Annotated in this window: 17 protein-coding genes; 3 read left to right on the top strand and 14 right to left on the bottom strand. The window is 68.2% G+C overall.

All coding sequences use genetic code 11. From position 1 onward, the window contains the following. Positions 1–206: 206 nt before the first annotated feature. From J7E45_RS15420 to J7E45_RS15380, 9 genes are all read right to left on the bottom strand, one after another. A complete protein-coding gene (locus J7E45_RS15420) occupies positions 207–854 on the bottom strand; it encodes a spermidine/putrescine ABC transporter substrate-binding protein (protein WP_208617610.1) in 648 nt (215 codons plus the stop codon). A gap of 66 nt (positions 855–920) precedes the next feature. Continuing rightward, on the bottom strand, positions 921–1,358 hold the full coding sequence (locus J7E45_RS15415; RefSeq protein ID WP_215070451.1) for a hypothetical protein: 438 nt from the start codon (positions 1,356–1,358) through the stop codon (positions 921–923). A gap of 65 nt (positions 1,359–1,423) precedes the next feature. Beyond that, positions 1,424–2,458 carry an ABC transporter gene (locus J7E45_RS15410; protein ID WP_215070450.1) on the bottom strand — a complete coding sequence of 345 codons (1,035 nt, stop codon included), beginning with the start codon at positions 2,456–2,458 and terminating at the stop codon, positions 1,424–1,426. A gap of 114 nt (positions 2,459–2,572) precedes the next feature. Then, the gene (locus tag J7E45_RS15405; RefSeq protein WP_167381524.1) at positions 2,573–2,725 is read right to left on the bottom strand and encodes a hypothetical protein; all 153 of its coding nucleotides are present in this window, start codon (positions 2,723–2,725) and stop codon (positions 2,573–2,575) included. Positions 2,726–2,800: 75 nt separating this feature from the next. Then, on the bottom strand, positions 2,801–3,454 hold the full coding sequence (locus J7E45_RS15400) for a hypothetical protein (protein ID WP_091029505.1): 654 nt from the start codon (positions 3,452–3,454) through the stop codon (positions 2,801–2,803). Beyond that, the gene (locus J7E45_RS15395; protein WP_215070449.1) at positions 3,451–3,783 is read right to left on the bottom strand and encodes a PadR family transcriptional regulator; all 333 of its coding nucleotides are present in this window, start codon (positions 3,781–3,783) and stop codon (positions 3,451–3,453) included. Before J7E45_RS15395 ends, J7E45_RS15400 begins: the two co-directional genes overlap by 4 nt. Before the next feature lie 69 nt (positions 3,784–3,852). Continuing rightward, positions 3,853–4,776, bottom strand: coding sequence for a sugar ABC transporter permease (locus J7E45_RS15390; RefSeq protein ID WP_091029502.1), 924 nt, complete (start codon positions 4,774–4,776; stop codon positions 3,853–3,855). 1 nt (position 4,777) lies between these two features. Next, positions 4,778–6,382 (bottom strand): maltose ABC transporter permease MalF, encoded by a 1,605-nt coding sequence (gene malF, locus J7E45_RS15385; protein WP_215070448.1) that lies wholly within the window; start codon positions 6,380–6,382, stop codon positions 4,778–4,780. Between the two features lie 69 nt (positions 6,383–6,451). After that, positions 6,452–7,660: a maltose ABC transporter substrate-binding protein gene (locus J7E45_RS15380; RefSeq protein ID WP_215070447.1), complete on the bottom strand. Its 1,209-nt coding sequence runs from the start codon at positions 7,658–7,660 to the stop codon at positions 6,452–6,454. Between the two features lie 185 nt (positions 7,661–7,845). On the opposite strand from J7E45_RS15380, the gene J7E45_RS15375 reads away from it, so the two are divergent. From J7E45_RS15375 to J7E45_RS15365, 3 genes are all read left to right on the top strand, one after another. Further along, positions 7,846–8,277 (top strand): hypothetical protein, encoded by a 432-nt coding sequence (locus J7E45_RS15375; RefSeq protein WP_215070446.1) that lies wholly within the window; start codon positions 7,846–7,848, stop codon positions 8,275–8,277. A gap of 13 nt (positions 8,278–8,290) precedes the next feature. Continuing rightward, on the top strand, positions 8,291–8,779 hold the full coding sequence (locus tag J7E45_RS15370) for a YajQ family cyclic di-GMP-binding protein (protein WP_091029487.1): 489 nt from the start codon (positions 8,291–8,293) through the stop codon (positions 8,777–8,779). Positions 8,780–9,068: 289 nt separating this feature from the next. Then, positions 9,069–9,701, top strand: coding sequence for a GntR family transcriptional regulator (locus J7E45_RS15365; protein WP_215070444.1), 633 nt, complete (start codon positions 9,069–9,071; stop codon positions 9,699–9,701). 7 nt (positions 9,702–9,708) lie between these two features. On the opposite strand, the gene J7E45_RS15360 is transcribed toward J7E45_RS15365, so the two are convergent. The 5 genes from J7E45_RS15360 to J7E45_RS15340 form a co-directional block, all read right to left on the bottom strand. Then, positions 9,709–10,716, bottom strand: a complete 1,008-nt coding sequence (locus J7E45_RS15360) for an alpha/beta hydrolase (protein ID WP_215070443.1) — start codon at positions 10,714–10,716, stop codon at positions 9,709–9,711. A 62-nt stretch (positions 10,717–10,778) separates the two neighbouring features. Beyond that, positions 10,779–12,152 (bottom strand): FAD-dependent oxidoreductase, encoded by a 1,374-nt coding sequence (locus tag J7E45_RS15355; protein ID WP_091029479.1) that lies wholly within the window; start codon positions 12,150–12,152, stop codon positions 10,779–10,781. Between the two features lie 55 nt (positions 12,153–12,207). After that, a complete protein-coding gene (locus tag J7E45_RS15350; protein WP_215070440.1) occupies positions 12,208–13,269 on the bottom strand; it encodes a polyprenyl synthetase family protein in 1,062 nt (353 codons plus the stop codon). 47 nt (positions 13,270–13,316) lie between these two features. Beyond that, positions 13,317–14,036 carry a class I SAM-dependent methyltransferase gene (locus J7E45_RS15345; RefSeq protein ID WP_215070438.1) on the bottom strand — a complete coding sequence of 240 codons (720 nt, stop codon included), beginning with the start codon at positions 14,034–14,036 and terminating at the stop codon, positions 13,317–13,319. Beyond that, positions 14,033–14,596 carry a DUF402 domain-containing protein gene (locus J7E45_RS15340; protein WP_215070436.1) on the bottom strand — a complete coding sequence of 188 codons (564 nt, stop codon included), beginning with the start codon at positions 14,594–14,596 and terminating at the stop codon, positions 14,033–14,035. Before J7E45_RS15340 ends, J7E45_RS15345 begins: the two co-directional genes overlap by 4 nt. Positions 14,597–14,602 lie beyond the last annotated feature (6 nt).

Genomic DNA, 14,602 nt, shown 5'->3' with positions numbered 1-14,602 from the left:
CGTGATGGGTTTCACATCATGCCCCACCGGCACGCCGGAATCGACGAGCTTTTGGTGTGGTGGGTATGCCGTGGGGGCGGACCGGCATGGTGCCGACGCCCAGTGCGCACGTCAAGACGTGCACACACCTGATCAAGTGTAATGCCGCGTAACGTGGGGGTCAAATGAGCGCAGGCGCCGGGCGCCGGTGGGGCCAGCGCCCGGGGTCACGGCACGTCGGGGTCGAACGGCGAGTCCAGAGACTCCGTCAACTCGGCGAGCAGTGCCTCGATCTGCGGTTCGACGTGCTGGGAGATGGCTGCCTGGATGTGGATCCGATGGCGCAGCAGGATGCCGCAGATCTCTCGCCCGACCATGTTGGCGTACTCGTCGGCGAGGGCGACCTCCTGCCGGAGGGCGATCTTGGCCTCCTCGGTGAGAGGCGGCAGCGCCGGGAGCTCTGCGGCCGAGTCGTCGGCGAGCCCGGCGATGGTGAACAGGAACGGCGCGCCGGGAACCGGCTCGGGGTCGAGCGGGAGGCCGTCGAACTCCGGATCGAGGTCTTCGGCAGGGCGGTAGCTGCGGGCACGATTGCGGGCCGCCTGCTGATCGAGCTCGCGCTGCAGCATGGGGAGATTCCGGGCCGTGTAGTCCGCGACGGCGTGGTCGACGATGGTCTTGATGCGTGTCGAGAGTCCGTGCTGCACGCCGTGCGGGGTGTTCGCGCCGATTCCCGCCGCCGAGAGGATCGGTGATCCCAGACAGCGGCGGCATGGCGCGACGCGACCGCGGTGGGTCGCCGGCTCCCAGCGCGGCACCCAGCGCAACCAGGTCTCGACGGCCTGGTCGACCTGCGTCTCCAATGAGCGCTCCACCCCACCAGCGTACGGCGCGTCGCACGCCGTCGCCGCGATGTCGCTCGTCGCGGCGGGGCGACCGCGTCACTCGCCGTCGTCGTCGCGCTCCCAGGGCCAGCGCGGATGTTCCGCCCGGGTGCGCCGAAGGGCGATACCGCCCCACGCGGCGATCAGCCCCGCGACCACCAGCACCGCACTCGCACCGCCGCGGACGAGGTCACCCGCGACGGCAGTGGCTATCACGAGGTCGGACGAACCGATCAGCACCGTGATCCACACCGCCGCGAGATGCGTGATCCCGGCGAGGAGGGCGATCGCGACGGTCGCCACGTAGGACGGGTTACCCCGTCGGAGCGTCGACCACAGCATGAGCGCGAAGACGACGACCGCCGACAGCATCCCGATCGCACCGGGTGCCTGCCCCAACCCCGGAACCGCGATGATGTCGGTGTCGGTGGCCACGCTGAGCGCCCCGAGCCCGAACACCGCGAGCGCGAAGAAGCCGATCGTCGCGAGGACCACCGCCAGGACAGCCGAAACCCCCGCGGACTCGGGCCCGCGGGGGTTCGGCGTGGTGGAGTGCGTGATTACCTCGACAGTGTCGGACCGGCTTCGAGGGTGCGCTCGTACTCGCGCTGCGCCTCGGCGTTCAGTTCGGTCTTGCGCGCGCCGCTGCGGGAGACCCACGCGCCGAACCAGATGGTCAGCTCACGGGCGAACACGAACGCGGCGATCGCGAGCGGGGCGAGCAGCTGCTCGCCGACCAACTCGAGTCCCTGAGACGACGTGAGCTTCCAGAACGGCGCCTCGAACAGCTGTCCGAGGATGTGGCCCGCATAGGCGATGACACCGACGATGATGCCGAAGACGACCCAGAGCCCCCAGCGACCGCGGTTGATGATCGCGCCGAGCAGCCAGAAGCCGAGGAAGAAGACGACGACCGGCGTCCAGTATCCCCACGTCATCAGCGGCGCGAGCGCGGCTTCGCCGATGTTCTCGCCGTTCACATCGCCGGCGATCGCGCCGAGGCCCAGGGCCGTGCCGAGGTAGAGCACGGCGAAGACGAGGGTCGCGAGCAGGCCGATGAGGCCGGCGGTGCCGCGGTTGCCGCGGTCGCGGGGCGGCTCGGGCGCCTGCACGAAGATGGGCTGGGGCTGCGCCGCGCCGGTCGCACCGACCAGCGGCTCCGACGGGACGATGCGAGTCTCGGCCTCGTCGCCGTACTGGGCGTAGGCGGCACCAGCGAGACCGGACTGTTCGTGGCCGAACGGCACGGGCTCGCCCACGACCGGCTCGGGGAAGAACGACGCGGCCTCCGCGTCGGCCTCGGCTCTGACGTCGCGCACGCTCTCACGCGATTCGACGGCCGGGGACGACACGACGGCCGGGGGCGGGGATGCGAACGTCCCCGGGTGGTCGCGCTCGGCGGCTTCGAATGCGGCGAGGTCGGGGTCGCCGGCCTTCTCGTCGACCGGTTCGGCCGGCCGGTTCTCCGGCGCATCGGCGGAACCGGGAACATCCGCACCCGCGGCGGCGGCGGCGTCGAGGCCGGCGTTCGCGCTGCCGACGACGTCGTCGACGTCAGTCGGCTTCTCGGGCTGGGGAGCGTCGGGGTCACTCATGGGGTGCGCCTCTCATCGGATACGTGCATTGTGAGGGTACCGCCGGGCGAACGGCCCCCGACGCAGGCGTGCCGACGTGTCGGGATACGCGCGTCGATGCCTCGTGGCGGACCATCATGGAAGGGCGTTGCGAAGCGCGGTCCCCGCGAACTCCGCGAGAGCGGGAAGGATCGGGAGGGACAGCCAGATCAGCGCCCCGATGACTCCGGCGCACACGATGCCGGCGAACCAGCTCATCGCCAGATTGCGCCCCGCCACCCGTGCCATGCCTCCACGCTATGGCCCGACCGGGATACTGGCCGGGCGCAACGCCGAGCATGCTCGCGCATGGGTTGGTGCGGCTCAGCGAGCGGTTCGCCCCCGGAGCCGCCAGAGCAGCCAGAGACCCGACGCCGGGATCAGGAGGAACCCGAGGAGGAGGAGCGCATGCCAGGCGCTGAAGCTCGGCAGCAGCGGGTTGTTCACGACCTCCTCGGGTGGGGTGCCGGTGCCGGAGGAACTTCCGGTCGAACTGAACTCGACGAAGCTCATGAACTGCACCAGGAACAACGAGAGCGCTCCGAAGACGAACGGCACGATGATCGCCACGACCTTCTCCCACGTCTTCCAGAGGGTGCTGATGCTGACGAGCACCGCGCCGACGAACCATCCGAGCACCGGAAGAAGGAAACCGCCGAAGCTCAGCGTCAATGCGGCGGCGATCGCGAAGCCGCGCGTCGATGTCGTCGACGGTCGGGGCGCGGGCGGGGCCGCCACCGGCGCGGCGACCATGATGGTGGGGCTCGCCGGCACCTCATCCTGCGCTTCCCTCGCGATGGCCACCGGATCACCGAGTCGAGCGATCCGCGCGGCGGTCTCCGCGGCGTCGAGGCCCTGCAGCTCTTCGACGATTCCGCCGCGGATGTCCGACGCGACGCCGTGCGGAAGCCCGCGCATCGCCTCGTCGAGCCGGGCGAGGTACTCCTCGCGCAGGGTGTCTGCTGTCGTCTCTGTCATGGTCGTCCCTCTCCGACGATGCCCGTCACCACACGGGCGAACGGGGTCCACTGCACTCGGAAGCGCTCGAGCTGCTCGATACCCGACTCGGTGAGCCGGTAGTACTTGCGCACGGGCCCGCTCTCCGACGGCAGGTCGAACGTGCTGACCCAACCGTTGTCCCGCAGCCGTCCCAGCAGCGGGTAGAGCGTGCCGATGCTGGCGATCAGCCCGGCGCCGGTGAGCGCATCGGCCAGCTGCCAGCCGTACATCGGCTCACGCGCGAGGAGTCCGAGCACGCAGTACTCGACCACCCCTTTGCGCATCTGCGATCCGACATCAGCTGTCATGCATGACAAGCTACCATGCGATGCACGTTACCTCCGACACGGATCCGTGCCGAGTGCGCCGCAGGGCGGTCAGCCCTTCGTCGCGCCCGCGGTGAGACCGCCGACGATGTACTTCTGCAGGAAGAGGAACAGGATCATCACCGGGATTGCCGCCATCACGGCGCCCGCGGAGAACGCCGACCAGTCCGCATAGCGCGGGTTCGCGACGAGCTTGGTGAGCCCGACGACCAGCGTCTGCTGCTCCACGTCGACGAGCATGACGCTCGCGATCACATACTCGTTGACCGTGCCGATGAAGGAGAGCAGTCCGACCACCGCGAGGATGGGCGCGACCAGGCGCAGGATGATGGTGAAGAAGATGCGTGCGTGACCGGCGCCGTCGATGCGAGCGGCCTCGTCGATCTCCTTCGGGATCGTGTTGAAGAACCCGTACATCAGGTACGTGTTCACACCGAGCGCGCCGCCGAGGTAGACCAGGATCAGGCCGGTGTGGGTGTTCAGGCCGATGGCGGGGAACCAGTCCCCCAGCGTCGACATGAGCAGGAAGATCGCGACGACCGCGAGCAGCTGCGGGAACATCTGCACGACCACGATCGTGACGAGCCCGACGCGGCGCCCGGCGAACCGCATACGCGAGAAGGCATACGCCGCGCAGGCGCCGATGAAGACCGTGACCGCCCCGGTCACGACGGCGATCAGCAGGGTGTTGAGGAACCACATGCCGTACGGGTTCTGCGGGTCGCTCAGGATGCGCACGTAACTGTCGATCCCGATCGCGGAGAACAGCTGGTTCGATCCGGTCAGCGTCCCCTTCGGGTTCAGCGACGCCGAGACGACGTACAGAAGCGGGAACAAGGCGAAGGCGCTGACCACGATCGCGACGAGATGCCGCCATCCGGTATCGGCGAACCAGGCACCGAAGCTGCGGCGACGCGGGGCGAGACTCGGCCCATCGGTGGCAGCGTGAGCGGTGGTGGAGCGAGTGGTGCTCATGTCAGTTCAGCTCCTCGAGGGCCTTGGTCTTGCGGAAGCTGATGATCGAGATGGTCGCGACCACGATGAAGATCAGGATGGTGAACGCCGAAGCCAGGCCGTAGTCACGGGTCTGCCCGGTGAAGGCCACCTTGTAGACCATCGAGATCAGGATGTCGGTGTGCCCGACCGGGATGGACACGTCGCTGAAGCGCGGCCCGCCGTTGGTGAGCATGTAGATCAGGTTGAAGTTGTTGAAGTTGAACGCGAACGACGAGATCAGCAGCGGCGCGACCGTGACGAGCAGCAGCGGCAGCTTGATCCGCCGGAAGACCTGCCACGGATTCGCGCCGTCCATCACGGCGGCCTCGTTCACGTCCTCCGGGATGCCCTGCAGGGCGCCCATGCAGACCAGGAACATGTAGGGGAAGCCCAGCCATAGGTTCACCAGCAGCACCGACACCTTGGCCAGCGTCGGATCGGTGAGCCAGGGGATGTCCGCTCCCCCGAAGATGACCTGGTTGATGAAGCCGAAGCTCTCGTTCATCATGCCGGCCCAGACGAGTGCGGACAGGAACGCGGGGAACGCGTAAGGAAGGATCAGGATGATCCGGTACCCGTTGCGGAACCGCATCCGGGTGTTGTTGAACACCAACGCGAGCAGGAGCCCGAGGAAGAATGTCGTCGCGACCGAGATCAGCGCGAACGCGAAGGTCCACACCGTCACCGAGATGAGCGGTCCGCGGATCGAGGAGTCGGTGACCGCGCGCACGAAGTTGTCGAAGCCGACCGTGGTCTGCCAGCCGGGCAGCAGTTGCTCTCCGTCGTCGGCGGTGAAGGCTCCGTCACCCGTGTCGGCGTACACCGTGCCCGTGGTGGTGTCGGTGATGGTGTCGGCGGCCTCGTCGTACTCGAGCGTCGAGACGTAGAGGTACCCCTTCTGCCCGTCCGGCGCGCGCAGGCTGCCGTCGTTCGGGTCGTCGCTGAAGGGGACCGACAGCTTCTCGAGTTCTTCCGAGAGGGTGAACACGGTGGCCAGCGGGAGCGTCGTCCAGCCGTCGACCGCGACGGCCTGTCCGCCCTCGAACTGCGCGTCGACCTCTTCGAGCGGCTGCTCGGCCGTGCCGAGAAGCGCGTCGCCGGAGTCCGGGTCGGTGACGAGAAGACCGTAGGTGCCGAACTGCTCGACGACCGTCACCGGGTAGGTGGGCGAATCCTCGACCCGCTCCTGCGCCGACGCGAGGAGAGAGGAGATGGCCTGGTCTTTCGTGCCGTTGTGCCCGGTGCCGTAGTTCGTGAACCCGATGTAGCCGGTGTAGAGCAGCGTGAACACCTGGAACAGGATCAGGAAGATGATGCCGGGCGTCAGGTACTTCGCCGCGATGCGCTTGCGGGAGAAGTAGATGTAGTTGACGAGGACGGCGACCACGACGACGATGCCGAGGATCAGCCACTCCTGGTGGGCGAAGAGCACGAACGCCGCATACAGGGCGATCGCGTCGACGACGGCCAGCAGGAGGATCTTCAGCAGCATCCAGCCGATCGGGCCGGATGCCGCCTCGGCGATCTTCGCGGCCTGGCGCTGGCGTCTGGTCGGAGGAGCGGTGCGCTCGTCGATGTCAGTCATGTCGTCCTCGTCATGATCCTGCCGGGGCGGACGGAGGAGTCCACCCCGGCAGGGTCAGTGTGATGGCTGTTACTTGATCGCGGCGGTCACGTCGTCGACGAGCTTCTGCCACGTCGTCTTCGGGTCCGCGCCGTTGATGATCGCGGCCTCGGCCACGCCCCAGAATTCCCACACCGCGCCCATGGCCGGGATGGCCGGCATCGGCACGGCGTCTTCGCCGACGGCCTGGAAGCCGGCGATGATCGGGTCGGACGCCGCGGTGTCGGCGGCAGCGGTGAGCGCCGGCAGGACGTTGCCGGCCTTGAACAGCTCGAGCTGCACGTCTTCGGTGCCGATGTAGTTGACGAGGAAGTCGTTCGCGGCGACCTTGTTCTTCGACTCGGAGCTGACGAAGAAGCCCTTGACGCCGGCGAACGGCGAAGCGGTCTCACCGGTCGGGCTGGGGATCGGGTCGATCGCGACGTTGATGCCGGCGTCGGTTGCGGCCCCCACGTTCCACGGGCCGGTCAGCCAGAAGGCGGCCGTGCCGTCGAGGAACTGCTGCTTGGCGATCTCGCCGTCGACGTCGGTGTTCAGCACGCCCGCGGCGCCCTGCGCACCCAGCCAGTCGGCGAAGGCGAAGCCGCCCTCGCTGCCGAGCTGCAGGTCGGTGGGGTCGTAGCTGCCCGAGTCATCGGTGCCGAAGACCGGGGCACCGAACGCGGTCTGGAACGGGTACAGGTGGTACGGGTTGCCCTCGGCGCCCTGCTCGACGACGAAGGTGCCCTTCGAGACCATGTCGTCGAAGCTGGTCGCAGCGGCCGGGACGAGGTCGGCGTTGCGCAGCACGGCGATGTTCTCGACCGCGTACGGAAGCATGTAGACGGTGCCCTCGTACGTTGCGGCCTGCAGCGCGACCGGAAGGTAGTCCTCGGAGCTGTCGCCGAGCTCGATCGGCGCGACGACGCCGTTGGTCGAGAGCTCGCCCAGCCAGTCGTGCGCACCCATGACCACGTCAGGGCCCTTGCCGGTCGGGACCTGCTGGATGAAGTCGTCCTTCATGTCGTCGACCGACTTGCCGACGAGCTCGACCTTGACGCCGGTCTTGTCCTCGTAGGAGTCCGCCGCGGTCTGCAGCGCGTCCACGCGCTCGGCGTCGACCCAGACGACCAGCTTGCCGCTGCCTTTGGAGTCGGAGGTGTCGTCGCCGCTGGTCCCTGCGGAGCAGCCGGCAAGCGTCAGAGTCGAAACGATGGCGATCGCGCCTGCGGCGGCGATGCCCCTCTTGTTCACCTTCATTGGTGTGTGCCTCTCTCGGTGCTGGTGGCCTGCACAGACTGCAAGCGCTTACAGTATGCATCGGATACGACTCCTTTTGCAACGAAGAAGAGCGTCGATACCAACCCGTGACCGGGAAGATCGGAAGCGTCGGGTGTGAAAACGCTTCCACAGGACTCGACAGGGAGCGCTCGTAGACTGGGGGGATGACGGATCGTTCCCTTCGTGTCGCGCGAACAGCGGCGGGTCTCCTCCTGACGCTGTCGGCGATCGCCCTGAGCGGCTGCACCGCGTTCGCCACGAACTACGCTGTGCTGAATCGAGACGCGGAGGCTGCGGACACCGTGCCGGACGGGGTGGTCGAGCAGGACTCCGGCGACGTCGCCGACCTCTCTTCGGCGCGCTTGGTCGGCGAGCACTCCGGCAGCTCGATCTGGCTGCTGCGGGGCGTCGAGCCGTCGACGGTCTGCGTACTCGCCTACCGCGACGAGGACGAGTGGGGCATGGGCTGCGGCGGGGAGCGCGGTCCTGTGGAGATGAGCGGACCGGCGGGTCACTTCACGACGGTGCCGGACGACTACCCCACTCCGGACGGAGCAACCAGGATCTCCGACAATGTGTACGCACTGAGCCCCTGAGTAGGATGAAACCATGGCTGACAGTTCTTTTGACATCGTCTCGAAGGTGGATCATCAGGAGGCCGAGAACGCCCTGAACCAGGCCCGCAAGGAGATCGAGCAGCGCTACGACTTCAAGGGCACGGGTGCGTCGATCGCCTGGAGCGGCGAGAGCATCCTGATCATCGCGAACACCGAGGAGCGGGCGAAGGCCGTGCTCGACGTGTTCCAGTCCAAGCTCATCAAGCGCGGCATCTCGCTGAAGAGCCTCGAGTCGGGCGACCCGTTCGCCAGCGGCAAGGAGTTCCGCATCGTCTCGACGCTCAAGGACGGCATCTCCTCGGAGAACGCGAAGAAGATCGGCAAGATCATCCGCGACGAGGGCCCCAAGGGCGTCAAGAGCCAGATCCAGGGCGACGAACTGCGCGTGCAGTCCAAGAGCCGCGACGACCTGCAGTCGGTCATCGCGCTGCTGAAGGGCGCCGACCTCGATCTCGACCTGCAGTTCATCAACTACCGCTAGGCGAACTCCCGCCTGCACGACGAAAGGCCCCACTCGGCGAAAGACCGAGTGGGGCCTTTCGTCTGCCCACGGCCGCGACTTCGGTCTTCCGGAGCCGAGCAGTAGGATCGCATACCGGAATATCGGCGTGAGTGGCCAAGACTGGAAACGTCGCCGACAGCCGTGTGCCCCCACACGCGACGACAGGCGTAGATCGTGTTGGAGACCGACGCGACCTCATGATGCGGTGGCCCACCCGGGGCTGATCATGAGGATGCTCGGGAAATGAAGGGCAACTGGGGGCAGGTCCATGAGCATTATCGGATCGACGAGTGTCGGCGAGAGCAAGCAGCTTCTGGCCGAAGAGGTGTTCCACCACCTCGGCAGACAGATCATCGAGGGCACGCTCGAGGCCGGCGAACGCATCCGCGACGTCGACGTGGCCGAAGAGCTGCACGTGTCGCGAACACCCGTTCGCGAAGCGCTTCAGCGGCTGGAGCGGCTGGGGATGGTGACGATGTATCCGAGCCGGTACACCGAGGTGACCGAGGTGACCTCGGAGACGATCACGCAGTCGCTCGAGTTCGCCGGGTACCAGGCGGCGATCGCCGCACGGCTGGCCGTTCCGCGCATCAGCGACGGCCAGCGCGATCACGTCGTCCGACTCGTGGCCGCGATGCACGCGTCCCTCGAGGACACGGCGACGACCTCGGACGCACGATGGGCGGTGTTCTCGTATCTCGGAGATCGGAGCGGGAACGCGCAGCATCGCACGCTGATGGAAGACGCGAGCATGGTGCTGTTCCGCAACCTCCGCGACTGGGTGGTCCCCGCGAAGGACCGCGCTCGGATGCGGGATGTGTACATCGCCTTCGCCGGAGCCGTCCGAAACGGTGACGGCGATGAGGCGGAGCGCCTGGTCCGGGCGATGTACTACCTGTGACGCGCGATCAGAGGGTCGCTCGCCAACCCGTGACCCAACGCTCGAGGCGTCGGTAGGCGTCCTCGCGCGCGTCGTGGCGCGAGAGGAAGACGTCGTGGAGCGCGCCGTCGATGCGTTCCACCGTCACGCTCGCCCCGAGCCGCAGCGCCGCGCGCGCGATGTCGTCGACGACGAGCACGGAGTCGGCGCTGGTGAGCTCTTCCGACCACCGCGTCGGGGGCGCGAACCGCGCCGAGAGCAGCACGCACACCGGAGCCGTGATCGACAGCCCCGCGGCCACGGTCTTGTGCCCGGAGAGGATCGCGTGCAACCAGCCCGCGTACACGGCCATGGTCTGCGCCGGGCGCCACAGCGCGTTCACCTCCATCGGATCATCCGGGTCGGCGACCTCCTGCTGAGCGCGGGTGTAGAAGCCGAGGTCGACCTGCGGCGCCGCCTCCATCGGCCGGATCCGTGCCTGTAGCTCGACCATCGGCGCGATCGCCGCCCGCGCCGGCGCGAACTGGAACTCCAGCCAGGGGCTGTTCAGGATCACCGCATCCGCCGCACCCGGATGACGTGACGCCCAGAGACTCAGCGTGAGCCCGCCCGTCGAATGACCGAGCAGCACCAGACGCCGGGAGGACTCGGTACCGCCCCTCCCCCGGCCCATGGCCTCCAACGCCGCCCCGATGTCCTCGTCGTAGGTGGCGAGGTCGGCGACGTAGCCGGGCGTCTGCCCGTCGCGGAGGCTGCGTCCGTACTTGCGGAGGTCGAGGGCGAAGAAGCGGGCGCCCCGCGAGGTCCAGAAACGCGCGAGTCGCTTCTGGAAGAAGTAGTCCGACCAGCCGTGCACGTAGAGCACGTCGACGCCGTCGAGCAGCGGCCAGCGCCCACGGATGCGATGCCAGAGGTCCGGCTCGGCCGGGAGCGCGCGCACCAGGGTCGCCACCACCGGACCCTGCTCATCGGTGCCGAGGTCGAGAGTCAGCTGCTGGAACTCATCGCCGAGCACATCCCGGATCCATTCGGTCATGCAGTCCTCCCCCGTCGTCGCCAGGCTAGCCGACGAGCATGGGGGCGACGGAGGCGAACCTCCTACTCGCCGCGGGAGACGCGCACCATCTCGTCGCGCGGGACGACCTTGACGCGGGCGCGCTCGTCGGGAGCACCGAGGGCGATCTCGTGCTCGTCGAGACGGTGCCAGCCCTCGAGATCGGTCCAGCGCACGCCGCGCTCCCGCAGCAGCTCGACGACGGCCTCCTCGGACGGATCCTCCGGGTGCCACCAGGAGCCCTGGTCGTTGATGATGTGCCGCACGGTCTCCATCGCGTCGGACTTGGTGTGCCCGATCAGCCCCACCGGGCCGCGCTTGATCCAGCCGGTCGCGTAGATGCCGGAGACCCGCTCGTTGGAATCCTTCGCGAGCACCTGACCCTCGCGGTTCGGGATGACACCGTGCTTCTTGTCGAAGGGCACGCCGGGAAGGGGCGAGCCGAAGTAGCCGATGGCGCGGTACAGCGCCTGGAGCGGCACCTCACGCATCTCTCCGGTTCCCACCGCGCCGCCCTGACCGTCGGGCTGTGTGCGCTCGTAGACGAGTGCCGCGACGCGACCGTTCTCGTCCTTGCGCACCTCGACCGGGCGCGCCCAGAAATGCAGGTGCAATCGGCGCGAGGCCGTACCCCCGGCGTTGTTCACCGAGTCGCGCTTGCGCCAGGACTGCAGGATGCGGTCGATGACCATGACCTGCTTGTTGCTGGCGACAGCATCCTTCGACGCCTCGTCGTAGTCGAAGTCCTCGTCGTAGACGACCATGTCGACATCGCGCAGCTCGCCGAGCTCGCGGAGCTCCAGCGGAGTGAACTTCACCTGCGCCGGTCCGCGGCGTCCGAAGACGTGCACGTCGGTGATCTCGCTGGCCTTGAGACCCTCGTAGACGTTGGCCGGCACCTCGGTGACCAGCAGATCCTCGGCGTGCTTCGCGAGCATGCGCGCGACGTCGAGCGCCACGTTGCCGTTGCCGAGCACTCCGACGGATGCGGCATCCAGCGGCCACTCGCGCGGCACGTCGGGATGTCCGTCGAACCAGCTGACGTAGTCGGCGGCACCGTAGGACGCGACAGCATCGATCCCGGGGATCTCCATGGACGTGTCACGGATCGCTCCGGTCGCGAAGACGACGGCGTTGTAGTGCTTCTTCAGATCGTCGAGGGTGATGTCCTCACCGAAGCGCACGTTGCCGAACAGGCGGATGTCTCCGCGGTCGAGCACATCGCGCAGCGCGTTGACGATGCCCTTGATGCGGGGGTGATCGGGGGCGACGCCGTAGCGGACCAGTCCGTAGGGAGCAGGGAGCTGCTCGAAGAGATCGATCGAGACGTCGAACTTGCGCTCGGCCTTCAGCAGGATGTCCGCGGCGTAGATGCCGGCGGGGCCCGCACCGACGATGGCCAGTCTGAGCTTGGTCATGGAGGTCCTTTCGTATGCCGACGCAACCGGCGTGCGACCCGAAGGTCGCGAGCAGTCAGCTGGAGCGTTCGGCGAGGGTCTCTGCGAATCGGGTCAGCGCCTCGCGCACGGTGCCGCGCGGCAGCGGTGCGAGCGCATCGACGGCATCCCTCGTCCACGCATGCGCGAGTTCGAGGGTCTTCTGTGTCACCAGGTGATCGCGCAGCTCGTCGAGCGGGCCGTCGAGGATCGAGGGGTCTGCCCCATCGGCGATGAGGGCCACACCGTCGTCGATGCGCGCGGCGAGGTCGACGGCGGCGTCATCGGGCTCGGCCTTCAACAGCAGGTACGGCATGGTCGGGACGCCGGCGCGGAGATCGGTACCCGGCACCTTGCCCGTCTCTTCGGGCTTGGCCGACAGGTCGATCACATCGTCGAGCAGCTGGAACGCGACGCCGATCTTCTCGCCGTACACCCGCAGCGGCTCCTCGTACTCGCTCGGCGCGTTGGAGAAGATCACACCGCCCTGCGTGGCGGCGGCGATGAGCGAGCCGGTCTTGTCGGCGAGCACCTGGATGTAGAACGCGATCGGGTCGTCATCCTGCTGCGGCCCGAGAGTCTCGTGCATCTGGCCGAGGACCAGGCGCTCGAACGTGTCGGCCTGAAGCCGGATGGCGCGTTCGCCGAGCCGGGACATCAGCTGGCTGGCGCGGGAGAAGAGGATGTCGCCCGTGAGGATGGCGATGTTGTTGCCCCACACGGCATGCGCCGCCGGCACGCCACGACGGCGGTCGGCGCCGTCCATGACGTCGTCGTGATAGAGCGAGCCCAGGTGGGTGATCTCGAGCGCCTTGGCGACGTCGATCACCTCGGAGGTGTTGCCGTCGCCGAGCTGGGCGGCGAGGAGCGTGAGCACGGGACGGATGCGTTTGCCGCCCGCCTCGTACAGGTAGCGGCTGGCAGCGTCGGCCAGTGGGTCGGCGACACGGACGTCTTGCGCGAGGCCGGTCTCGACGAGCTCGAGGCCGTCTTCGATCGCGCGGGCGACCTTGCGTGCGGCAGGGCCGATGAAGACGCGGTCGCTGAACCCCAGACGGCTCGCCAGCCGCGAACCCGGGGCGATGGGGCTCGAAGTCACGGTCCCAGCCTACCTGCGCCGGGATGCCGCAGTTGCGTGCGCGGCGCTCACGCGGGCTTGCGCGCTCGGTGCAGGGCGACGATGCCGAACGTGAGGTTGCGGTAGGCCACGTCGCCCCAGCCCGCCTCGCGGATCCAGGCCGACAACTTCTTCTGGTCGGGCCACTCGCGGATCGACTCGTTGAGGTAGTCGTACGCGTCGCCGTTGGTGCCCGCCACGCGGGCGACGCGGGGCAGCACCTGCGCGTTGTAGAAGCGGTACGCACTGCGGAACAGCGCGCCCGGAGGCGTGGAGAATTCGTTGATCACGAGCCGGCCGCCCGGCTTGGTCACCCGGTACAGCTCACTCAGAGCCTTCTTCGGGTCGTTGACGTTGCGCAGTGCATACGACATCGTGACCGCGTCGAACTCGGCATCCGCGAACGGCAGCGCCGTGGCATCCGCCTGCACGAACGACAGGTTGCGCATCGCACCGTGGCGGCGCTCCCCCTCGGCCAGCATCCCGGGCGAGAAGTCGGCCGCGACCACGTCGGCACCGCTGCGAGCGAGCGACGCCGACGACGACGCGGTGCCGGCACCGAGGTCGAGGATCCGCTCCCCGGGCTTCGGGGCGACGGCACGGGTGGTCGCCGCGCGCCACAGCACGTCGTTGCCGAAGGTCATGGCCGTGTTGGTGCGGTCGTACCCGGCGGCGACCTGGTCGAACATGCCGCTGACGCGGGCGGGGTCCTTGCCGAGATCGGCGCGGTTCTTCTCGTTCGAAGTCACGCGTTCAGTCTAGGCGCGAGGCCCAGGGCCTCGAGGCGGTCGAGCCACGGATCGGCCGTGGCATCGTCGAACGGTGCGACCTGCGCGCGCACCCGCTCCTCGAGGTCGAGCGCGAGCGCCTCGAGGTGCGCCATGACGTCGGCGGGATAGCCGTAGCGCGCGCTGTGCTCGGCCCACTCGTCGCGGTCGTCGACCCAGGTGCCCCGAGCCCCGGCCACGCGCACGACATCGAGGTCCATGTCGATGCCGGTCGCGAGGAGCGGGCCGTCGGACCAGTGGATGTCCCAGCCCAGGTCGATGTAGATGCGCATGCCGCGGCGGTGGCGCCGGTTCACCGTCACGGCGTGGTCACCGCTCGCCGGGACGAGCGTGACGTTGGGTCCGCCCGCATGGAACTCGGCCCCGGGCCGGAAGCTGTGCCAGCCCACCGGCTGCCCGATCCAGTCGCCCCACTCGTCGGCGCCGAGATACACGCACTCGTGGCGCCAGTGCGGCGACCCGTCCCACTTGCGCCACTGGAAGACCATCTCGGTGCCGGGTGCGGGGCGTGCATCGCTCATCCGTTC

It is taken from the genome of Microbacterium sp. ISL-59 (assembly GCF_018613945.1).
Classification (GTDB): Bacteria; Actinomycetota; Actinomycetes; order Actinomycetales; family Microbacteriaceae; genus Microbacterium; species Microbacterium oxydans_B.
Note: the sequence above shows the minus strand (reverse complement) of the source record. Positions and strands in the feature narration are given on the sequence as shown.